General features: G+C 67.5%; 19 protein-coding genes and 1 pseudogene. 9 read left to right on the forward strand and 11 right to left on the reverse strand.

The features are described 5' to 3' along the window. Positions 1-244 precede the first annotated feature (244 nt). The 4 genes from rluB to FAZ98_RS08235 form a co-directional block, all read right to left on the reverse strand. Entirely contained in the window at positions 245-2,062 is a 1,818-nt protein-coding gene (gene rluB, locus FAZ98_RS08220) for a 23S rRNA pseudouridine(2605) synthase RluB (RefSeq protein WP_158950509.1), read from the reverse strand. Between the two features lie 62 nt (positions 2,063-2,124). Next, positions 2,125-3,090 carry an SMC-Scp complex subunit ScpB gene (scpB, locus tag FAZ98_RS08225; protein ID WP_158950511.1) on the reverse strand — a complete coding sequence of 322 codons (966 nt, stop codon included), beginning with the start codon at positions 3,088-3,090 and terminating at the stop codon, positions 2,125-2,127. 316 nt (positions 3,091-3,406) lie between these two features. After that, on the reverse strand, positions 3,407-4,642 hold the full coding sequence (locus FAZ98_RS08230; protein ID WP_158950513.1) for a pyridoxal phosphate-dependent aminotransferase: 1,236 nt from the start codon (positions 4,640-4,642) through the stop codon (positions 3,407-3,409). 104 nt (positions 4,643-4,746) lie between these two features. Next, entirely contained in the window at positions 4,747-5,661 is a 915-nt protein-coding gene (locus tag FAZ98_RS08235) for a LysR family transcriptional regulator (protein WP_158950515.1), read from the reverse strand. Between the two features lie 426 nt (positions 5,662-6,087). On the opposite strand from FAZ98_RS08235, the pseudogene FAZ98_RS08240 reads away from it, so the two are divergent. Further along, positions 6,088-6,483, forward strand: a pseudogene (locus FAZ98_RS08240) (transposase); the annotation flags it as partial. 477 nt (positions 6,484-6,960) lie between these two features. Further along, a complete protein-coding gene (locus tag FAZ98_RS08245) occupies positions 6,961-7,245 on the forward strand; it encodes a hypothetical protein (RefSeq protein ID WP_158950517.1) in 285 nt (94 codons plus the stop codon). 353 nt (positions 7,246-7,598) lie between these two features. On the opposite strand, the gene FAZ98_RS08250 is transcribed toward FAZ98_RS08245, so the two are convergent. Beyond that, positions 7,599-7,910 carry a hypothetical protein gene (locus tag FAZ98_RS08250; RefSeq protein WP_158950519.1) on the reverse strand — a complete coding sequence of 104 codons (312 nt, stop codon included), beginning with the start codon at positions 7,908-7,910 and terminating at the stop codon, positions 7,599-7,601. Positions 7,911-8,188: 278 nt separating this feature from the next. Here FAZ98_RS08250 and FAZ98_RS08255 point away from each other — a divergent pair, with 278 nt between their 5' ends. From FAZ98_RS08255 to FAZ98_RS08270, 4 genes are all read left to right on the forward strand, one after another. Further along, positions 8,189-8,929, forward strand: coding sequence for a YdcF family protein (locus FAZ98_RS08255; RefSeq protein WP_325072385.1), 741 nt, complete (start codon positions 8,189-8,191; stop codon positions 8,927-8,929). A gap of 159 nt (positions 8,930-9,088) precedes the next feature. Further along, the gene (locus FAZ98_RS08260; RefSeq protein WP_158950521.1) at positions 9,089-9,319 is read left to right on the forward strand and encodes a hypothetical protein; all 231 of its coding nucleotides are present in this window, start codon (positions 9,089-9,091) and stop codon (positions 9,317-9,319) included. 339 nt (positions 9,320-9,658) lie between these two features. Then, a complete protein-coding gene (locus FAZ98_RS08265; RefSeq protein ID WP_158950523.1) occupies positions 9,659-9,919 on the forward strand; it encodes a DNA-binding protein in 261 nt (86 codons plus the stop codon). 446 nt (positions 9,920-10,365) lie between these two features. Then, positions 10,366-11,682 (forward strand): sensor domain-containing phosphodiesterase, encoded by a 1,317-nt coding sequence (locus tag FAZ98_RS08270; RefSeq protein ID WP_158950525.1) that lies wholly within the window; start codon positions 10,366-10,368, stop codon positions 11,680-11,682. A gap of 174 nt (positions 11,683-11,856) precedes the next feature. On the opposite strand, the gene arfB is transcribed toward FAZ98_RS08270, so the two are convergent. Continuing rightward, positions 11,857-12,261, reverse strand: coding sequence for an alternative ribosome rescue aminoacyl-tRNA hydrolase ArfB (arfB, locus tag FAZ98_RS08275; protein ID WP_158950527.1), 405 nt, complete (start codon positions 12,259-12,261; stop codon positions 11,857-11,859). 246 nt (positions 12,262-12,507) lie between these two features. On the opposite strand from arfB, the gene FAZ98_RS08280 reads away from it, so the two are divergent. Together FAZ98_RS08280 and FAZ98_RS08285 are read left to right on the forward strand one after the other, a co-directional pair. Then, positions 12,508-13,185, forward strand: a complete 678-nt coding sequence (locus FAZ98_RS08280) for a VC0807 family protein (protein WP_233272583.1) — start codon at positions 12,508-12,510, stop codon at positions 13,183-13,185. Positions 13,186-13,343: 158 nt separating this feature from the next. Further along, positions 13,344-16,040 (forward strand): FUSC family protein, encoded by a 2,697-nt coding sequence (locus FAZ98_RS08285; RefSeq protein ID WP_158950529.1) that lies wholly within the window; start codon positions 13,344-13,346, stop codon positions 16,038-16,040. A 66-nt stretch (positions 16,041-16,106) separates the two neighbouring features. Here the strand turns inward: FAZ98_RS08285 and FAZ98_RS08290 are convergent, their stop codons facing one another. Together FAZ98_RS08290 and FAZ98_RS08295 are read right to left on the reverse strand one after the other, a co-directional pair. Next, complete coding sequence (locus FAZ98_RS08290; RefSeq protein ID WP_158950531.1) at positions 16,107-16,367, reverse strand: hypothetical protein; 261 nt, start codon at positions 16,365-16,367, stop codon at positions 16,107-16,109. Positions 16,368-16,478: 111 nt separating this feature from the next. Next, the gene (locus FAZ98_RS08295) at positions 16,479-16,940 is read right to left on the reverse strand and encodes an Lrp/AsnC family transcriptional regulator (RefSeq protein ID WP_158950533.1); all 462 of its coding nucleotides are present in this window, start codon (positions 16,938-16,940) and stop codon (positions 16,479-16,481) included. 124 nt (positions 16,941-17,064) lie between these two features. Here FAZ98_RS08295 and FAZ98_RS08300 point away from each other — a divergent pair, with 124 nt between their 5' ends. After that, on the forward strand, positions 17,065-17,727 hold the full coding sequence (locus FAZ98_RS08300) for a cysteine dioxygenase family protein (protein ID WP_158950535.1): 663 nt from the start codon (positions 17,065-17,067) through the stop codon (positions 17,725-17,727). A 55-nt stretch (positions 17,728-17,782) separates the two neighbouring features. Here FAZ98_RS08300 and FAZ98_RS08305 read toward each other — a convergent pair whose 3' ends face one another. From FAZ98_RS08305 to FAZ98_RS08315, 3 genes are all read right to left on the reverse strand, one after another. Next, positions 17,783-20,548, reverse strand: coding sequence for a mechanosensitive ion channel family protein (locus FAZ98_RS08305; RefSeq protein ID WP_158950537.1), 2,766 nt, complete (start codon positions 20,546-20,548; stop codon positions 17,783-17,785). Positions 20,549-20,741: 193 nt separating this feature from the next. Further along, positions 20,742-21,386, reverse strand: a complete 645-nt coding sequence (locus FAZ98_RS08310; protein ID WP_158950539.1) for an NAD(P)-dependent oxidoreductase — start codon at positions 21,384-21,386, stop codon at positions 20,742-20,744. 94 nt (positions 21,387-21,480) lie between these two features. Beyond that, positions 21,481-21,936: an Rrf2 family transcriptional regulator gene (locus FAZ98_RS08315; RefSeq protein WP_158950541.1), complete on the reverse strand. Its 456-nt coding sequence runs from the start codon at positions 21,934-21,936 to the stop codon at positions 21,481-21,483. Positions 21,937-21,975 lie beyond the last annotated feature (39 nt).

Consider the following 21,975-nt stretch of genomic DNA (forward strand, 5'->3'; position numbering starts at 1 on the left):
ACATTAACGCAATCGCGAGACGGGTACGCGCGGCCATCTGCCGGTATTTGGACGCTTCCGGGCCGGATTTCCAGTTTTCATGCCGATTTCCATGCGCCGCGGCGATACGCACGACCAATGTCAACGCGGCTACGGCGCCAATCGCCGCGCGAGACTGCCGCCGCCCGATGCAAAACGGCGCCGGTCCGCCCCACGAGGAAGCGAACCGGCGCCGCTCTAACCTAATCGCGCGAGCGCGAGAGACTCAGTGACCGCGCGTACGGTTGCGCGGCGCGCCGCGCGGGCCGCCGCGGCTGTTGCCGGCGTTGCCGCCGCCCGCGCGATTGCCGTTGGCGTTGCCGCCCGCGTTCTTGCCGCCGCCATTACGGCCGCCCGCGCCACCGGCGCGATTGCCGCCACCGTTGGCGTTGCCGCCGGCGCGCTTGCCACCCGCGGGCGCGCGATTGCCGTCGACATCACGGCCACCCGTGCGATTGCCGCCACGGCCGCCGCCCAGACCCGCACCGCCGCCGAAGCCGCCGCTACCCGCGCCAAAACCGCCCGCCGCACCGCGACGGCCGCCTTGACGCGGCTGACCCATCGCGCCGTGCGAGCTCAGCACCGGCTCGCGGTTGATGAAGCCCATCGACGTTTGCATGGGATCCGGCTGGCGACGCTCCTGCTCCTTGCCGCCACGACCGCCCTTCTCTTCGGCCGGCGCCTTCAGGCCCACGGCCGCCATGAGGCCGCGCACCTCGTTGTCTTCGAGCTCTTCCCAGCGGCCGCGCTTGAGACCCTTGGGCAGCGCGATCGGACCGTGGCGCGTACGAATCAGGCGGCTCACCATCAGACCGGCGGCCTCGAACATACGGCGCACTTCGCGGTTGCGGCCTTCGGCCAGCGCAACGTGATACCAGTGGTTCGTGCCTTCGCCGCCGCCGTCGCGGATGCGCAGGAAGCTCGCGGGGCCGTCTTCCAGCTCGACGCCCTTGAGCAGTTTCTGGCGCATGCCCTCGCTCAGTTCGCCGACCACACGCACCGCGTACTCGCGCTCGACGCTATAACGCGGATGCATGAAGCGGTTCGCGAGGTCGCCCGAGGTCGTCAGCATCAGCAGACCTTCGGTATTGAAGTCGAGACGGCCCACTGCGAGCCACTTCGCCGTTTTCATCGACGGCAGGCCGTCGAACACCGAGGGGCGGCCTTCCGGATCGGCGTGGCTCACGATTTCGCCGGTCGGCTTGTGATAGATCAGCACGCGCGGCGGCTTGTTCTGCAGCTTGCGCTTGATCGGCTTGCCGTTGATGCGGACCTGGTCGGTCGGCAGAATGCGCTGGCCGATGTGCGCGGGCTCGCCGTTAACCGACACGCGGCCGGCGATGATCAGCTCTTCCATGTCGCGGCGCGAACCCATGCCCGCATCCGCGAGCACCTTGTGGAGCTTCGGCGCGTCGTCGTCCGGGCTCAGCACGCGCTTGGGCTGCGGGGCGCGGCCACGGCGCAGCATCGGCGCGTTTACGCCCGAGCCGGTACCGTTGTCGGCGTCGAAGGCCGGCGACGTGACGTAGAGGAACAGATCTTCCGCCGACTCGCCGGCGGCCGCGGGGGCTTCGCCGCGTGCTCGCACTTCGCCACGGCCTTGCTGCGGCTTCTGACGCTTGCCCGCGCCTTGCTGGCGAGCGCCGCGGCGCTCGCCTTGCGCTTCGCCCGCTTGTCGCGTACCGCGCGTTTCACCGGGCGTGTCGCCCTGCGCCGCATTCTGGCGGCGGCCCTTCTTGGCGTTCGCGCCCGCGTCCTTGCGCGGCGCGCGCGCCGGCGCGGCGGCCACGCCGTCCTGCGGCGCTTCGGCCGCTGCGGAGTCGGCGCCTTCGGCACCCTCGGTCTTCGCCTTCGCGCCCGCACGGCGACGCGCGATAAGGCTGCGCGGGCCACGGCGCAGGCCGCGGCGCGGACGGTCCTCGCCCTCGCCACCCTGGGCTTCGCCACCTTCGACCTGCGAAGCGCGCGGTTCGTCGTCGCGCGCGGAAGCGCGGCGCGAGGATTCGGACGCGTCGGTCGAATCGGTATCGTGGATATCAGTCAAAACAACCTCAAAATGTCAGGTTGCGCGCCCGCTTGCGGGGCGCGTCAAAAATGCGTGTTGCGTCAGAGGCCGCGCGGAGCGGCTTCGTCGTCCGTCGTCGAGACGGGGTCGTCCTGCGCCGCGTCGCGGCGGTCTTCGTGTTCTGCGTTTTCTGCATGCAATGCGCCAGACGCCTCGGCCGCGTGCGCGGTGGCATGCGTGCCGGCATCGGGACCGCGCTCGGCGTGGTCCGCATGCGCTTGCTGCGTGTCCTGCTGTGACGCTTGCGCTGAATCGCGCTGCGCGTCTTCCGGCGCTCGCGGCTGCGACGCGCCGAGCTCGCCGTCGACATTCTCCGCAACGTGCGCGCCTGCTACTTCTTGCGATTCAATCGCGACCTGCGCCTCGACGGTCTGCGCGGCATCGGCAACCGTTTCCGCGATCACGACCGCCGGCTCCTGCGCGATCAGCTGCGCCACTTCGCTGTCGGGAAACTCGATCGCGTGCTGCGCCAGCAGTTGCTCGCCCAGCTGGTTCGACGGATCGTCGAGCGGCGGCAGTTCGTCGAGCGACTTCAGCCCCAGATCGTCGAGAAACTGCCGCGTGGTCGCATAAAGCGCCGGACGCCCCGGCACGTCGCGATGACCGATCACTTCGATCCAGTTGCGGTCTTCGAGCTGCTTGACGACCTGCGTGTTGACCGTGACGCCGCGAATTTCCTCGATGTCGCCGCGCGTGACCGGCTGCCGGTACGCGATGATGGCGAGCGTTTCGAGCACCGCGCGCGAATAACGCGGCGGTTTTTCGGGGTGCAGGCGGTCGAGGTAAGTCCGCATGGCCGGTTTGCTCTGGAAGCGCCAGCCCGACGCGAGCCCGACCAGTTCCACACCACGCCCGGACCATTCGCTGCGGAGGTCTTCGAGCAGGTTACGAACCGTATCGGCCGAAATATCGTCGGCGAACAGCTTTCTCAGATCACCGATCTTCAGCGGCTCCTGCGTGCAGATCAATGCAGTCTCGAGGACGATCTTCGCCTCTTGGGTATTCATGCAGCCAGGTCAGACCTAGTTAAGGTAAATCAGGTTCAAGGAACCGGATCAGACAGACGAAAGACGAAATGGAACTGGAGACGCGCTCGCCCGATTCTGATCGGTCATATTGATGGGAGCACGCACCGGGGGGCCGAAATGCAGGCACAGAGCCAGACCCAGCCGGACGGAGCAGCGAAAGATCCCGTAGGGATTCGCGTGACTGAGCGCCATATTACGCAAAAACGCGGGGTGCGTAAAGCAGCACGTCCGCGCTTCACCTCAAGCGGGCGGCCCACGGCGGCCGCGCCCCGCTCATGGCTGCCCGCAAGCGCGGCTAACGCGCACCGGTCGCGTCCAGAAAGCGCGCCAGCCGCGCCACGCCGGCGTCGAGCCGCGCCGGATCGCAGGCGTAGCACCAGCGCACGTAACCCTCGCCCTCCGGGCCGAACGCGCTGCCGGGCGCGAGCCCGAGCCCCACGTCGCGCACCAGCGCCTTGCACAGTTCGAGGCTGTGCTGCGCGCCCGCGAGCCGGAAAAAGAGATACATCGCGCCGTGCGGCACCTTGACGTCGACGCCCGGCAGCTTCGCGAGCGCCGCCGCGAGATGGTCGCGCGACGCGCGCAAGTCCGCGACGAGTTCGCGCGTGAACGTTTCGCCGCGCTCGAGCGCGGCAATGCCCGCCTGCTGCACGAACGACGGCGCGCACGAGGTGTTGTACTCGACCAGCTTGCCGAGATCGTCGGTGAGCGCGCGCGGCACGACCATCCAGCCGAGCCGCCAGCCGGTCATGAGCCACGCCTTCGAGAACGAATTCACGCAGATCAGCCGCTCGTCGCGCGTGGCGATGTCGAGAAACGACGGCGCCGTGCGCTCGCCGGCCGCGCCGTAGTAAAGCCGCTCGTAGACTTCGTCGGCAACGATCCAGATGCCGTGGCGGCGGCAATGCTCGAGCACCGCGCGCTGCTCGTCGCGCGTCATCACCCAGCCGGTCGGGTTGTTCGGCGAGTTGATCATGAGCAGCTTCGTGCCCGGCGTGAGCGCCGCGAGCAGGCGATCGAGATCGAGCGTCCAGCCGCGCTCGCCGTATTCGAGCGCCACCGTTTCGACGCTCGCGCCCAGGATCTTCGGAATTTCGACGAGATTGGGCCACAGCGGCGTGACCGCCACCGCGCGGTCGCCCGCGCCCACCACGAGCTGCGCCGCCAGCATCAGCGCGTTCACGCCCGCGCTCGTCACCGCGAGATGGTCGACGGGCGTGGCGCCGTGCAAATCGCTCACGTAACGCGCGAGCGCCTCGCGCAGCGGCGCGATGCCGAGGTTGTGGGTGTAGAACGTGTCGCCGCGGCCGAGCGCGTCGGCGGCGGCTTCGCGGATGAACGGCGGCGTCACGCGGTCCGACTCGCCGAACCAGAACGGCAGCACGTCGGGCACGCCGAAGCCCGCATTGGCGACTTCGCGGATCTGCGAGGCGCGCAGCGCACGCACGGCGGCACGCGCGCCGCCATCGACGGCTTCATGCGGTGGGACATGCGACTGAACTGCGGAGGACGACGTTTCGAGATCGCTCATCGGGATTCGCGCGCGACGCAAAATGTGGGAAAGCGTGAAGTGTAGCGCGCGGGACTCTGACCCGAAATCGAAGTTTACAGCGACCGCTCGTTTACCGCCGTGCTTTACCAGGCGCCCTGGTGCACCGGTTCGGGACGCCCGGCAAGCTGGCGGATCAGCGCCCAGACAGCCTCGGCGGCCGGCGAGAGCGAACGGTCGCGCCGCCGCACCAGTTCCACGGTGCGCTCGGCGCGCGGCACGAGCGGCCGCGCCAACAGCGACGCGCCCGCGGGCACCGGCAACGCGAGCCACGGCAGCACGCTGATACCCACGCCGGCCTCCACCAGCCCGAACACCGTGGCCGGATGCCCCAACTCCTGCACCACGCGCGCGCGCACGCCCTGCTCGGCCATCACGGCGTCGATCAGCGGACGGCTGCCCGAGGCGTAGTCGAGCATCACGAGCCGTTCGCCGTCGAGCGCCTTCCACGCGATCTGCTCCTGCGCGGCGAGCGGATGATCGCCGCGCACCACCACGCAGAACGAGTCGGTCGTCAGGCAGTGCGTTTCGAGATCCTCGGCCGCAAAGGGCCCGATGATCACGCCGAAGTCCACCTCGCCCGAGCGGATCTTGCGCACCACGTCGCTCTGCACGTCGTCGCGCAGGCCGAGCGTGATGTAGGGAAACTGCCGTCCGCACGCGGCCACGACCTCCGGCATCAGGCGGCACGCGACCGTCGGGCTCGCCGCGACGACCACGCGCCCGCGCCGCTGCTCGCCGATCTCGCGAATCTCGCGCAGCGCGTCGTCGAGATCGCCGATCAGGCGCGGAATGCTCGCGATCAGATTCGCACCGACATCCGTGAGTTGCACTTCGCGCGTGGTCCGGTCGACCAGTTTCACGCCGATCTCGGCCTCCAGCTCGCGCACGCAACGGCTCACGGCCGACTGCGTGAGACCGATTTCATCGCCCGCGCGGCTGAAGCTCTGCAGCCGCGCGACTTCGATGAAGACCCGCAACTGCCGCAGCGTCACATTCATCCGGTTCCCTCATGAATCCGTTCATTTCATGACGGATTGTATGACGATTTTTTGGCGTTACATCCGTGTGAATCACCGTTTAGATTGTTCGCCGCAATGCAGCAATAAGGCGCAAACGCACGCCGGACGGGCCTGTTTGCACAAGATTGGTGATTCTCCCGATTCTCCTGACGTCACTTTTCGAGTCTCATACGCCCCTGGCAATCTCCCGCGCGGGCTTGGCGCCACGCGGCTTCAAGACGACGAGATGCGTGCTGGCACGGTTCTCGCATTACAGCACGTACAGGTTCGGTGGACGCTCCGGAATCAGGCAACGCCGGCGTCCCTTCCGATCCCGCCTGGACCACCGGCATCCGGCCGCGAGTCCATGAAGAGTGCGCAGCGCGGGGCAGCGCACCGGAGATAGCTTCGCTGAGGTGAAACATGATGCTGTTCGACGATTTGAGAGACAACGAATGGGCGCTGGTCGAGGCGTTGTTCTGTGCCGAACCGGCACGGAGCGAGCGGCGCGGACGGCCTCGCGTCGAAGCGCGTGCTGTGGTCAACGCGGTGCTCTGGGTGCTTTCGACGGGTGAAGGCTGGTCCAAGCTGCCGGGCCGCTATCCGTCGCCGCCGACCTGCCGCCGCCGTTTCGACGAATGGCAGGCTGACGGCACGCTCGCCGAGATCGTCAAGCGACTCGGCACGAGCGGCCGCGAAATCTCCCTGCGCGGCCGCATTGGCGCGACGGCGACCAAGCCGCCCGCACCGCCGAGCCGTGACCGCCTGCGCGGCGCGTTCTGGACCAATCCGGAATCGTGGCGCGCGCCGGTCAAGATGGCCTGAGCGTTCCCCGTGCGGCCCGGACCGGGCCGCGCATTCGCCGGCTATCCTGACTGACCCTGCCTGCCGGGCGCCGCGCGCCCGGCGGCAACCTCCCTCCCGGTCAAGCGAGCTTCGTCGACTTTTCGCCCGCTTTGCCATCCACGGCGTTGTCAGGCGCGACAAGCAGGTTCCGACCCAGTTCGGCGCCCAATGCAGCCGGATCACCTTTCGGTCTATTCCGTCTTGCCTCTGCCACGCAGCAGTGGCGGCCGCATGCTGCCCATGACCGGAGAAGCACCATCTGAGTGCGGTTTCGGGACGATTGGTGGGCAATTTGCGGGCGGGATTCGAGCACCGATTGTCTGCGCACGCAACGAGTGTCCCGCCCAGCGGCGATACATCTCTTTACGAATATTTACAGCGTGCTTTCGCGGTCGCGATTAGCTTAGAGGCATGTCCATAAACGTCAATGTTCGTAATTGACGGGAAGCCGCCATGAAATCCATGAACCTGCTCATTCGGGGCATCATGGTTTCGCTGTCCGCCCTTCTTCTTTTCGCGCCGACGGCGTCGTTTGTCTCGTTTAGCGCCGCGGCACAACCGCCGCATGCAAGCGTGCCGAACTGGTCGATGTCCCGTACCGGCGCCCGAGCCTGGCCGCCGACCACCGAGTCCGCCGACGCGGGCAATCAGCCCGTGCCGCGAGGCGACCTGCGGGGCGATATTGCCGACAATGCCCGTCGTAGCGCGCCGTCGCGCCCGGAATCGCAGCGCCGGTGAGCCAATGGGCCCTTGCGGTCCGTGTCGTTCCCAAGGCCTATGGCCGCACCGCGCGGACTCAATGAACCGCGGATTCACCACGATTCCAGCCGAATGCCGTTTGATCGTGAGGAGACCTCCGCAGTTACGCTGCTTCCGGGAACCACTCCGGTGACTGTGCGGTCTACATCTTTGCCATTAAGCACAGCGTGGCAGCAGTAATTCCGGTAAGCCCGTATCTCGATACGGGCTTTTTTTTGGCCTGCTCTTCCTTTGCCGGGTTTTCGTCGATCGGGAAATAAGTTGCAGGACATTGCGCGGGCGACAGCGCCGCGCCGCGTATAGCGGAACCCGGCAACCGGGCGGTTGACGCGCTAGCTGGCTTCCAGCCCCGCTTGCGTGACACCCTCGACCACGTAGTCGGCGACACGCAGCGTGCTCCATTCCACCGCGCGCTCGTCGCGCGAAAGCCGGTTGAATTCGGCGCGACCGCGATCGGTGAGTACGGCGATATCCACGGGCGCATGAAAGCCCGGTGCGGGTGCGACCGTGCGTTGCCTCACGATATCCATGAGACCGAGATCGCGTAAATAAGGGAACACTTTGGGAACACGCGCCCACGGCACCTGACGATACTGCACGCGCCGCAGCGCTTCGAGTACTGCTTCGTTGGAATACGTGGTCATCTCACTTCTTTCTTTAAATGCAGACCTGCTATCGTTGCGCCTGACCGCACTGACACCACTTACGCGGGCGCAACACAGGCACATGCCGTAAAGCTTCCAACGGCGGGCCTGCACGTTCTGCCCGCAGATTGTGCAGTGCGAAACGGCAGGTGATATCCGGGCCCCGTGAGAAGCGCGAGCCTGGCCGCTTCCCGCGCGGCCACCGCGGCGCCACGCTCGCGGCGCAAAGTGCGGTTAGTCGCGCATCTTCCCGAAAACAATACGTTACCTCATTCAAATTGATTCTAATCGTTTTGTTTGCGCTATTTATTGCGCTTGGTGTGCTGTGGCGCAGTGCGCGTTGGCGTGTCGCAGGGGCCACGGTCGTCGTGTTCTGGCTGCTCGCGGCCGGCTGGCTGAGCGGCGTGCTGCTCGACCTGGCTCAGCCGCCGATCTATCGCACTCCCTACGATCTCGCGCGCACGAACTCCCCCGCGCCTTTCGGGGCCCACACGGCCATCGTCCTGCTGGGCGGCGGCACCGAGTATCACGACGGCCAGCTCGTGCCGAAAGACGACGTCTATGCGCGCATCGCCCTCGTGGCGCGGCTTTACGCGCAGTGCGCGCAGGCGGGCGGAACCTGCCGCGTGATCGTGAGCGGCGGCAATCCGCAGCACCACCGCAGTTCCGAAGCCGATACCTACGGCCCCTACCTGCTGCGCGACGGCGTGCCGCGCGATGCGCTCGTGCTCGAAAACGAGAGCCTGACGACGTGGCAAAACGCCCGCAACGTGGCTGCGCTCGTGCATCGTCGGCACAACGAAATCATTCTGCTGGTGACGTCGGCGTACCACATGCCGCGCGCCATGCTCGATTTTCACCGATTCGACATGAACCCGCTGCCCGCGGTATCAAATGTGCGCAGTGTTCGGCGTGGCCTGTTGCCGCGTTGGCGAAATCTCGTGGCCGCGGAGACGGCGCTGCATGAGTTGATCGGTATCGCGCAGTTTTATGTCTATCGAATGATTGGATGGTTCTAGCGTGACAGATACGCGACAGCAGATGTAAGCGTGTGTAACAGACCGTCGTCGGTCTTACCCGATGTCATCTGACGCAACTATTTGATCGTTAGAATGAGGTGTCCATCCTGCTTGGACAGGTACCGGCTGGGTCCATAAACCGCTCCTTCGGAGGTAGTGATGAAAAAAGTGTCCCTCGCAGTCCTGATTTCACTTTCCGCACTGACAGGCGCGGCCTACGCGCAGTCGGACAACGGCATCCAGATGAGCACCGACCCGGCCCGCGCCGCCGACGTCGAGCAGCGCGCGCAGGACCTGCAGCAGCGCCAGCAAGCGTCCATGTCGGCACCGCAGGAAGCGCCCATGAAGCATCACAAGGGCCACCCGCATCACAAGAAAGCTGCGCAATAAGTCACGCAGCCGAGTCACGCAACCGACCGTCGCGCCCATCGTGGCGCGGTTCGCGTCAGCACGAAAAAGCCGATGCCGGGATCTTGCCCGCGTCGGCTTTTTTATCGTCGCCAGCTTGCCGGCCCTTTGCCGCGCCTGCTTGCCGCCCACTGCTGGTTGAGCCTGCGTCGCCCGTTTCCCATCGACCGTAGCGAAGCTTGCGCCGCCCGTTCGCGCCGTCGCGGGACCCGCGCCCGGCTGCGGTAAGGCGCCCGAGACGCGGTATGCTAAAGTCGCGCACCTCGAAATGACTCAACGTCGCGTCCCAACTTTTGTGCGCGCCACGCGCGGAGAACCTCTATGAGCAATATCCAGCTCGATATCGAATGGACCGAAGCGGCTTCCCGCAAGATCGAAAAGCTGATGCCGCGTGGCGGCAGTCAGGAAGCGTATCTCGCGCTGCCGCCCGTCGAATGCCTGCCGATGGAAGGCGACGTGCTGTTTCTCGGCCCGGCCGGCAAGCAGCAGCCGTTCATCGTCGCGGAACGCCAGTATCACCATGAAGGCGACGCCGACTGGACCATCATCCTGATCCTCGACGTGCCCGACACGCGTCACTGATCGCAGCCAGGGGCGTCCTCGCCGGGCGTCCCTGACCGGGCGTCCCTAACCGGGCGTCCTCGCCCAGTGCCCGCTCCTCCGCAAGCGAGCGGGCGCAAGGGGCCGGTGCACGGCCACGCCCGTCGTCTTCACGCACCCCTCCCGCCATTCCTTCGCCGCACGAAAGCGCCGTGCGCACCTCGAGCGCCGGCCAGCCTCGCGCCGCCTTGCTCGAAGCGCCATCCGGGCGCACTCCGTGGGCCTCCGCACACCTTTTCCCGTCGATCTGGCGCAGCATGACCTCACAACGGGCATATCGCATGCGTAACTGAAACCCGCCCGGCCCCAGCGGGCAAAGGACGCGGCGCGGCGATCGCCGCGAGTCATCGCCCCAAGGTAATAGCCGATAGTCGGTCCCGCGCCAGGTTGCGTACACTGGAAGACAACCCTCACCGCCGCGCCGCGCCATGTCGAACTCCCCCGCGAAGGCAAGCGAGTTACTTCCCGAGCCGACTCCCATCACGGGCCTGCTCGCGCAACTGCGCCCGCACCAGGACGGCTTCAGCGCCCACTGGCACGGCTATACGCTCGACAGCGCGTTTCAGCCCATTTTGTCGATCACGCATCAGCGCGTGGTCGGTTACGAGGCGCTGCTGCGCGCAACCGACGCCGCCGGACAGTCGCTCGCACCCGACGAACTCTTCGCGAAGCTGAACGGCGAGGACGCCCAGCAGCTCGACGAACTCGCGCGCTGCCTGCATCTCGCGAACTTCGTCGCGCAAGGCATCGAAACGGGCTGGCTGTTCCTCAACACGCTGCCGCGCAGCGCGCGCGCCGCCGACCCCGCGCAGGCCGCCATCGACGGACTGTGCCGCCATTTCGACTTTCCGCACGAACGCGTCGTGATCGAGGTGCTGGAGCAACGCGGCGGCGACGCGCCGGGTTCCTTCGTCGACGAGCGCCCGCCTTCGGGTTCGCGCGACTTCCTCGTCGCGCTCGACGACTTCGGCGCGGGCTTTTCCAATTTCGATCGCGTCTGGCGCTATCGCCCCGACATCGTCAAGCTCGACCGCTCGCTGGTCACACGCGCGGCCACCGACGAGAGCAACGTGGCCTTCATCGCCGAACTCGTGTCGATCCTGCATCACGCGGGCACCATGGTGCTCGCCGAGGGCGTCGAAACCGAGGCGCAACTGATGGAGTTGATGCAGGCCGACGTCGATCTCGTGCAGGGCTTCTGGTTCGGCGAACCGAACGCGTCGGTGCGCGAAGCGAGCGCCAATGCGCCGGCGCTCGCGCAGACGATGTGGCGCCGCTTCGCCGACTATCAGCGTCATAGCGAGATTCTCGAGCAGATCAACTACGGCGCGCTCTCGCACGCGATGCTGCGCGGCGCGCGCGTGCTGACCCAGGGCGGCACGCTCGAGGCGGCCGCGGCGGCGATCCAGCGCGACAGCCAGGCGCTGCGCGTGTTCGCGGCGAACGACCAGGGCGAGCAGCACGCGCCTTCGATCGCCGCGCCGGGGATCGGGCCGCCCGCGCGCCTCGCGCCGCTCCATCCCGACACCGACAGCAACTGGTCGCGCCGCGAATACTTCCGCCGCGCGCTGGCGGCGCCCGGACGCGTCGCGGTCATGGGCCCGCACTATTCGCTCAACGACGGCGAGCTCTGCTACACGGCGGCCATCGCGCTCGATTTCGGCGGCGCGACCCACGTGCTGTGCGCCGACTTCCCGCCCGAGCACGGGCCACGCGAACGGCCGCATCGGCGCGCGGAGGATTGAGGGCGGCGCGAATCGCGCCAGGCCGGTTTGGCTGACTTGCCCCCTCGTCCACCGCTTCATGGCCAGGCTGCTGCGCGCTTCTTCATGTCGACGTGACGTGCGGCGATGTCGCGTCGCGGGTGTCATGTTGCCGATCTCGCGTCGCTGATGTCGTGGTGCGCGCCACGACGCGCCTCACTCGGTCACGCGCCGGCGCCCCGCCTTGGTCTCGCCGTTGCGCGCCTTGCTGTCGAGCCGCCGCAGCTTCGAGGCACGCGTGGGGCGCGTTGCGACGCGCGCCTTGCGCGTGACGCTCACGCTGTCGACGAGTTCTTCGAGCCGTGCGAGCGCTGCCACGCGGTTCTGCTCCTGGGTGCGATATTCCTGCGCCTTGATGACGACGACGCCTTCGCTCGTGATGCGCCGGTCGGACAGCGCGAGCAGGCGCATCTTGAGCACCTCGGGCAGCGACGAGGCGCGAATGTCGAAGCGCAGATGAATCGCGCTCGACACCTTGTTGACGTTCTGGCCGCCCGCGCCCTGCGCGCGAACGGCGACGAGTTCGACTTCGTGCGGAGAGATGGGCGCGCGATAGGTCATGGCGGCAGGCAGGCATGGCGTGAGAGGACAGCACGAGAGTGTCGCATACTGTGCGGGCACGCGAAATGCGATCCGGGCCACGGCCGAATCATCCCCAAACCCGTCTGGAACCTGTCGCCAGACGCGCATGGTTGGCAAGCGGCCGGAGTTGGAACCCGGTTTCGCTAAACCCCGTTCGGCGGGATTGGCTCACGCTTTCCGAAGCACGCCCGAATCCCGGCCGGATCCCGATTGGAGCCGCATCCCATGAAGCTGCGCCCGGCATTCGTCGCCGAACTGGCGGTCAATCTGCTGCTGCCCTGGGTCGCCTACCGCCTCGCGCAACCGCACTGGGGCGAGATCGGCGGCCTGATCGCTTCCGCCATTCCGCCGCTCGCGTGGAGCATCGTCGAACTCGTGCGGTTCCGGCGTATCGACGCGCTCTCCGCCGTGATCCTGCTCGGCATCGTGCTCTCGCTGCTCGCCATGGCGTTCGGCGGCGGCACCCGCGCCCTGCTGATGCGCGAGAGTCTCGCCTCCGGCATGATCGGCGTGGTGTTTCTCGGCTCGCTGTTCGCCCGCCGGCCGATCGTGTTCTATCTCACGCGCGCGACCGTGGCGCGCGAAACGCGCGAAGGCGTCGCGCGGCTCGAAACGCTGTGGCACGAGAATCGCCGCTTCGTCTCGGCCATGCGCTTGCTCACGCTCGTCTGGGGCACGGGTCTCGTCGCCGACGCCGTGTTGCGCACGTGGCTCGCGGCGACCTGGCCGATCGAGCGCTTTCTCGTGGTCTCGCCCATGCTGGGCTACGGCGTGTTCGGCGCGCTGATGGCGTGGACGTTCTGGTATCGCACGCGCATGCGGCGCATTCGCGGCACCGACGGCCTGCTCGGCGACGCCGCCGCCGCGCGCGTCGCGCCGGAAGGCGAATTGAGCGTGGACTGACGCGTAAACCGAGGGGTGAACCGAGGCGTGGACTGACGCAGCGCACGCCGTGCAGGGGAAAGCCCGCATACGCGCACGGTCGGATCGTGCCCGAAATCAGTTAGACTCACCGCCACCATCCGCGGCGTACGGGCCGCTCTCGAACTTCCCGGCAGTCGATGCGCTATTCGGTAGAAATCAGGAAATTCCTCTATAGCCAGTATTTCTACGGCGGTCTGCGTATCGCGGTGGGCATCTCGCTGCCCGCCATTCTGTGCCTGTTCGTGCTCGACAAGAGCGACCTCGGCTTCACCATCGCGACCGGCGCGCTCGGCGCGTGCGTGGTGGACATGCCGGGCCCGCTCAAGTACAAGCGCAACGAAATGCTCGCGTGCAGCGCGATCGGGTTTCTCTCCGCTTACGCCACCGGGCTCGCCACCGTCAATCCGGTCGCGCTATGGGCGACCGTCGTGCCGCTCACCTTCGTGCTCTCGCTGATCGTGGTCTACGGCAACCGCTGGCCGCAGATCAGCTTCGCCACGCTGTTCATGATGGTGATGACGCTCGAGGAGCACTTCACGCCGCACCAGGCGCTCGTCAATGCGCTGTGGATTCTGCTGGGCGGCCTCTGGTACACGGCGTGGTCCACGCTCGTGAGCCGTCTCATGCTCGACCGTATCGAGCAGCAGGCGCTCGCCGAAAGCGTGTTCGCCTGCGCCGACTATCTGCTCGCCCGCGCCCAGTTCTTCGACCTCGACAACGATCTCGACGATTGCTACCGCAACCTCGTGGCCAAGCAGATCGCGGCGGTCGAACGTCAGGACGCCGCGCGCGACATCGTGTTGCGCAACCTGCCGCAGCTACGGAGCGGCCGCGTGGACGCGCGCCGCGCGATGCACTTCAATCTCTTCATCAACACGGTCGATCTGCACGAGTTGTTCGTGGGCGCGCACACCGACTATCCGCTCGTGCGCAACACGTTCGGCGGCTCGGACCTGCTGGTGTTCTATCGCGACCTGATCCGCAAGGCGGCCGCCGACCTCGAGGACATCGGCCTCGCGGTGCTGCAGAACGACGCGCCGCGCGCGAGCGTGAACGTGAAGGCCGAGCTGCGTGCGATCGAGTACGAACTCGAACAGTTGCGCAAGCGCGATCTCGCCGCCACCGACCCCGAAGCCTATGCGGCGATCTCGGCCTCGTTCCGGCGCATCTGGAGCGCGACGCGGCTGATCGACCGCATGCGCCGCAGCCTTTCGAACGACGTGGCCACAACCGACACCGAACTGCGCATCGACGAGGCGCTCACGCGTTTCGTGACCAACCGCCGCGTGTCCTGGCTGCAGATCTTCTCGAATCTGACAATGGCTTCGCCGAGCTTCCGGCACGCGCTGCGCGTGACGATCGCCGTGGCCGTGGGCTTCTGGCTCGGGCGCCTGCTGCCGCTCACGAACGCGTACTGGATCGTGATGACGAGCATCATCATCCTGAAGCCCGGCTATTCGCTCACGCGCCAGCGCAACGCACAGCGTATCGTCGGCACGCTGATCGGCTGCGTGGCCAGCATCGCGCTCATCCTGCTCGTGAAGCAGCCGCTCGTCCTGCTCGTGTCGATGTTCGCGGCGATGGTGATGAGCTACAGCCTGCTGCTGTTCAACTACACGGCGAGCGTGGTGTTCACGTCGTCGTACGTGCTGCTGATGTTCCATCTGCTCGCGCCGGGCAGCATGCGCATCATCGGCGAGCGCGCCATCGACACGGTGATCGGCTGCATGATAGCCATCGGCGCGAGCCATCTGTTCCCGTACTGGGAATACCGGCTGATGGGCAAGCTCGTGCACGACATGATCGCCGCCACGCGCGGCTATCTCGAGGCGAGTTGGTGGTGGAGCGGCCGCGCGACGCCGCAGCCGGGTCTGGCGATGGCCGGGGCGGGCGCGGGAGCGGGAGCGAATGCGAAAGCCGATGTCGCCACGCTCACCGAAGCCGGCGCGCGCGTGGCCGCGCATGCGACGGGCACGGCAACGAGCGGCCCGGCGGGCGCCGCGACGTCTGGCGCCACGACGCAAGCGACCCCGCACGCCACCGCGCACGCAACGGCGGCGGCCGCGTCGGACGCAACCAGGGCACCCGTCGGCGAGACCGCGCCCGTCATGGCCAGCGCCTCGGCGAATGCCGCGAGCGTCGTGAGCGAGGCAAGCACCGATAACACCGCCGAAACCGCCACCGACCAGACCACCGACCCAATCACCGATACCGCCGTCAGCGAAGAAGCCGCGCAGCGCGCGCAGATCGCACCGAGCGCGCCCGGTGTCGCGGCGGTGGGCTCGAAAGCGGCCGCTCAGGTCGCGGCCACGGCGGGCGCCAGCGCCGCGGTGCCGTCGCTTGCGCGCGACTTCCGTTACCGGCTCGCGCGCAAGAACGTGCACGTCGCGTTCGCGAATCTCGGTCAGGCGTTCCAGCGCATGATGCTCGAACCGAAGGCCGCGCAGAAGTTCGTGCCCGAACTCAACGATCTGCTGGTGCGCAGCCATGTGCTCGCCTCGCAGATCACGGCCACGGCACCGCTGTTACGCAGCACCACGCAAGCCGGCGACAACGCACCGAATCTCGACGCGCTCGAACGCGCCCTTTCGTGCGTGCGCGAGAACCTCGTGGCCGCCGAGGCGGGCACGCCCTCGCCCGCCGAGCAAGCCGACATCACGAAACAGCTCACCCGCGATCTCGACGCCATGGTCGTGCAAGCCGAGCGCGCGAGCGGCGCCTCGACCGACCTCGTGCAGGAACTCAAGCTGCTCTCGCATCAGTGCAAGCAGATGGTCGCGGCGTCCTGGCTCATCCGCAAGGACGCGAGCCTGATCCGGCTGCCGGAAGAATAAGAAGTCGAAGAAACGGCACGGCGAAACGCGCTGTTGAGCGCTTCGCCGCGCGTCATGACACGCGCCTCACTGCGCGGCGCTGGGCTGACTGGAAGGGTTCGATGCGCTGGACACGCTCGACGCGCCCGACGGAGTCGCTGCGGCAGTCGTTGACGCAGTCGCTGACGCAGTCGCTGACGCAGTTGTCGACTGAGCGCCGAGCGTCTCGTCGTACTCGCGCTTGCTGCGCAGCGCGTTGAACAGCACCGTGCCGATCACGATCAGCACCAGCACGACGATCATCACGCCGACACCAAAAACGGGATTCTTCTTGCGCGGTTCGTTCATCGGTCGTGCCTGGCCGCTAAGGCCAACGGTGAGAGGAACGGGCATTCTACGCCGCGACGCCTTGCAACCGGCTTGCGCCGCTTCATTTCATGCAGGCGCGCTCCGCCGCTCTCACGCGCCGCTGCGCACCGGCAGCGCCGTCGAATATTTGATCTGTTCCATCGCGAAACTCGAACTCACGTCGAACAGCGCCACGCTGCGGATCAGCTGCTTGTAGACGCGGTCGTAATCGTCGATGTCGGACACGACGATACGCAGCAGGTAGTCGGTCTCGCCGCTCATGCGGTACGCCTCGACAATCTCGGGAATGTCCTGCACCGCGCGCGTGAAGTTTTGCGCCCACGCCTCGGTGTGCTCGTTGGTGCGCACCGCGACGAACACGGTCGTGCCCACGCCCAGCTTGCGCGGATCGCACAGTGCCACCTGCGCGCGAATCACGCCGGTTTCCTTCAGGCGCTGCACGCGCTTCCAGCAAGGCGTTTGCGACAGATTCACGCGTTGCGCGAGTTCGGCCACCGGCATGGTCGCATCCTGCTGGAGCAATTCCACGAGTTTTCTGTCGATGAGATCCATATGCGTCCTCCCCGAAACGTAGAAAATAATTCTACACGATGGCGATCCGGCACCGTATTAGGGAAACCATTTCTCGCTTCGAAAGGCTATAAATCTCTCTATCCTGTACGAGAGAAAACTGCTCATGAACGCCCCCGCCGATGCCGCGCGGCTGCGCCTGGCGCCGCACCTCACGCCGCCGTTGCCGCACGCGCCGTATGCGCCGTGTGCGCCGATCGAGGCCGCCTGCGACGCCGCTCGCGCAAGCGCCGTGTCCCGCCTGTGCGCCGCACTCGACGCCGCATTCGCGAGTTGCGCGACGCCCGCCGATCCGTCATGCTGCGGCGACTTCGCGCGCGGCGTGCGCGCCGCCCTGACCCGTGCGCTCGCCGAGCCCGCGTTGCTCGCGCCCGCGCAGCGCGAAGGCCTCGCCGGCACCTACCGCCGCCACGTGATCGCCGCCGACGCGTGCGGCCGTTACACCGTCGCCGCGCTGGTCTGGCAGCCGGGCCAGGCGAGCCCGATTCACGCGCATCGCACGTGGTGCGGCTACGCCGTGCTGGAAGGCGCGCTCACCGAAACACTCTATGCATGGGACGCCGCACGCGCGGGCGCCGACATCGTGCGCTCGCATCCGCGCGCGAGCGGCGCCGTGGCGTTCGCCGGGCGCGGGCGCGCGGGGATTCATCGCTTATCGAACGGCGGTTTGGGTCAGGCGATTTCGCTGCACGTGTATGGCGTGGCAGCGGCGGGCATCGCCACCGAGGTCAACGACGTGGTGCCGCTGATCGCGCACGCGACCGCGTGACCTTCGACGCTTGACGCCTGAGCCCAGGCGCGCCGCGCGTCGTTGGCGAGGGCCGTCAGGTGCGCCCGCCCGCCGTGGGAATCTGCGGCGGCGCGCCTTCGGGTCCGGCCGTGGGCGGCGGCGCGGGGCGCGGTTCGTGCGAGGCGTCGCGAGAAGCGGCCCGCGACTCGCGGCTTTCCGGCGTCTGCATCGGCCCGCGCGGCGCTTCGTGCTTTGCCTCCTGCCCAGCCTCCCGCGCCGAGGCGTCCGCCGATCCATGCGCCGCTTCGTGCATCGATCCGTGCGCCGCTTCGTGCGATCCGTGCGTCGATCCGTGCGTCGATCCATGCGCCGTCTCTTCCATCGAATCCAGCGGCATCTGCGCCGGCGCTTCGTGTCCCTGGTCCGGCGGCTCCGCGCCTTCGTCGCCGCGCGACGACATATGCACGCGCATCTGCGGCACGGGAATCTGAATGCCGGCTTCGTCCATATGCCGTTTCAGGCGCGCATTGAACGCGCGCGCCACGCTCCACTGTTGCAGCGGCCGCGTCTTGATCTGCCCTTTCACCACCATCCAGTTCGGATCGAAACGATCGAGGCCCCACACTTCCACGGGCCCGAGAATCTCGCGGCGGTAGCGGAAATCGGCCACGAGTTCGGCGCCGGTTTCGCGAATCATGCGCGTGACCGTGTCGAGATCGACATTGAACGGCACGCGCACCTCGAACACCGCGAACGCGAAGTCGCGCGACAGATTCTTCACGATCTTGATCTGCGAGAACGGAATCGCGTGGATCGCGCCTTGCCCGTCGCGCAGCCGCACGGTGCGGATCGACAGATGCTCGACGGTGCCCGCGTGGCCGTTGTCGAGATCGATCCAGTCGCCAACCGAAATCGTCTCTTCGATGATGATGAACAGGCCCGTGATGAGGTCGGTCACGAGCGACTGCGCACCAAAGCCGATCGCGAGACCGATCACGCCCGCGCCCGCGAGCAGCGGCGTCACGTTGATGCCGAGATTGGCCGCCGTGACGATGCCCGCGATCGTGAGGATCGAGACGAGCACGGCGTTGCGCACGAGCGGCAACATGGTGCGCGCGCGTGTGCTGGGCGCGCGGCCCTTGGTGCGCGGGCCGCTCGGATTGAGCGCTTCGAGAATGGCCGTGTCGATCACGATCCACACGAGCCACGCGAGAAACACGGTGGCGAGGATCGCGAAGATCGCATGGGCGATGCCGCGCGCGGCCACGCTCGCCTCGATGATCGCCGCGAGCGAAATGTCCCACAGCCGCGCACAAAACTCGAAATACGCGAGCCACACGAACAGCACGAGCAGCGTGCCCGCGAAGCGCAGCAAGCGGCGCAGATACGGCGAGCGGCGCCGCACGCGCGCCGGGTCCGGACGCGTGATGCGGAACACGACCGCCGAGAGGAAAAACGCCAGCACCAGCAACAGCGCCGTGACCACGGAAATCTGCAGCACGTTCTCGCGCGCGCCGATACCGCCGACCGTTGCGGCAATGGAGGCGGCCGCGAGCAGCATCATCGGCAACTGCCAGAGCGAGGCGAGCACGTCGAGCAATTCGGTGAGCGCCTTGTGGCCGTGGCGCAGCGTGTAACTGCGATTGCGGATGAGGTGCGCCACGGGCCGCCGGAACGCAATGGCGAAATAGCCCGTGAGCACCGCGGCCGTCATGTTCGCGACCGTGCTCACGAGCGCCGCGAGATTCGGGCCGAGCTGATGGGCGACGTCGACATTCAGCGCGGCGTCGCCGAGCGCGGCCAGCACGCCGATGGCGAACAGCAAGCGCCGCGACTGCGCGATCAGCTCGCGCACGGCCGCGCGCCGGTGGCCCGAGCCGAACAGCGAAAACATGATGAGGCAGATCGACGAGAACACCGCGCCCGCGACGATCGCATAGGCGATCACCACGCCGAGCGTGCGGCCGAGCGCCTGCGGCAGCGCGCGCTCGACGATCAGCGCACCGACGAAGGCGACGATCCACGGCGCCGCGCGATGCGAAACGAAGATCAGCAGTTCGATCGTGCGCGGATTGGGCCGCAAGCCCACGGCCACTTCGAAGCGCCGCAACAGACGCCGTTCGAGCCAGCGCAGGATGGCCGCGCACGCGCCCCAGCCGAGCAGCATGGCGACCAGGTCGAACACGATGCGCCCGAGCGATTCGCCCTCGCCGCCCGAGCCGATCGTGTAAAGCTCGTAGCCCGCCGAACGGAAACGGCCGGCCCAGTAGTGCACCGGACTGCTGCCGCGGCGCGCGTCCGCTTCCACCGAGGCGAGAGCGGAGGCGATCGCGCCCAGCAGGCCGGAGGTTGCCGCCGCCACGCCCGAGGCCGGCGCGGGCGCCACGCCTTGCGAGGCGCTGCGCAGCTTCTTGAGCTGGTTGAGGAGCGCCGTGCGCTGGCGGTCGTTGTCGAGCGTGGTGATGACGCTGTCGAGCGAGCGCGTGAATTCGGCTTGACTCGCGGCCGACGGCGCCGAAGCGGCTTCCGCCGCCGAGGCCCCGGAGGCGCTCGCGGGCGCGCCGGTGATGACGCTCTTGAGCGCAGGCAGGATCGGTACGGGCGTGGGCGTGACCACGGGCGGCGCGGCGGGCGTGGAGGCGCCTTGTGTGGCGCCTTGTGTGGCGTTTTGTGCCTCCGCACCCGCCGCGAGACGCGGCGCAGCCAGCGCAACGCTCAGCAGCACGGCGAGCGCCAGCGCGCACCAGGCGGCGAACGATAGCAACAACGCGAACACGCGACGCGGCGCGGTATCCGCCGCACCGCCGCAAGCGCGCGACGGCCCGGCGACCGCGCCATCGCGTCCAATGCAGGGATTCATGACGGAGGGGCCAAAACAGGGTGCTTCAGTGTAGCCGCACTCCGCCCGCGCGCGCCTCGTGCGTGCGTAACAAGATGTCAATGCCAGGCGGTCGACTCGACGGTGGGGCTGCGACCGCTCCTGCGGCATCCCGGCGCGCGCCGCCGCTCCCGAACGACGCAATGCGCCGTATCGCGTCGGGCGATACCCCGGCTCAGTACGCGACCGTCGCGATCTCGCGCACGAAGCTGCCCTGCTCCAGTGCGTCGACGAACGCCACGGCGTAGTCTTCCGCCGAGATGCGGCTCGCGCCGTTCGCGTCGGCGATCAACGTGGTCGCGCCGGTGCGGAACGTGCCCGTGCGCTCGCCCGGCGCGATCAGCGCGGCCGGCGCGAAGAACGTCCAGTCGAGATCGCCGACGGTGCGATAGAACGCGAGCGCGTCGCGATGCGCGAGCGCCACCGGCTTGTAGGCCTCGGGGAAGCCTTCGCTATCGACGAGCTGTTTGCCCGGCGCCACCTCGAGCGAGCCCGCGCCGCCCACCACCACGAGGCGCTTGACGCCCGCCGCGCGCGCGCCTTCCACGAGCGCGCGCGACGCACCCAGCACCTCGGCGGGCTGCGCCTTGGGCGGCGCGTAGGCGCTCGCGATCACGTCGTGCCCGCGCACCGCCGCCGCGACGCTCGCCGCGTCGAGCAGATCGGCCCGTTGCGCGGCGAGGTTCGCGCCGGTCGGCACGCGCGCCGGGTCGCGCACGAGTGCGCTTACGGTGTGGCCGCGCCGCACGGCTTCCGCGGCAATACGTGAACCGATCATGCCCGTGGCGCCAAAGAGCGCGATTTTCAGTGCTTGGCTCATGCTGTCACTCCAAATTTATGTAACCAATATAGTTACATTTAAGGGTAAAAAAACGGGGCGTCGCCCCGCCCGTTTCATCGAACCTTCGCTGGGCTCACGCCCGCTTCGCTCTGGCGCGTTCGAGCTTGCGCTCGCTGCGCGAGATATCGTCGACGACCTCCGCGAGCGTGCGCGCGGCCAGCGACGCCTCCATGGCGCGCTGCGCCTCGTCGATCACGCCGCGCAGCGTCTGCTGGATGTGCCGCCCGACCATGCACGCCGGATTCGGCTCCTCGCGATGCATGGCGAACAACTGGGCGTCGTCGACCGCGCGATAGACGTCGAGCAGCGAAATCGCGGCCGGCTCGCGCGCCAGCAGCGCCCCGCCGCCCGCGCCCAGCTGCGACGTGGTGAGGCCGGCGTTGGCCAGCATCGTCAAGAGACGCCGGATCAGCGCCGGATTCGTGTTCACGCTGCCCGCGATGATCTCCGACGAAAGCGGTGCGCCTTCCTGCTGCGCGAGCAGCGAGAGCGCATGGACGGCAAACGCAAAGCGGCTACTCGTATTCACGACGAAGACCCGAAAAGTGTAACTATGATAATTACATTA

Source organism: Paraburkholderia acidisoli (assembly GCF_009789675.1).
GTDB classification, from domain to species: domain Bacteria; phylum Pseudomonadota; class Gammaproteobacteria; order Burkholderiales; family Burkholderiaceae; genus Paraburkholderia; species Paraburkholderia acidisoli.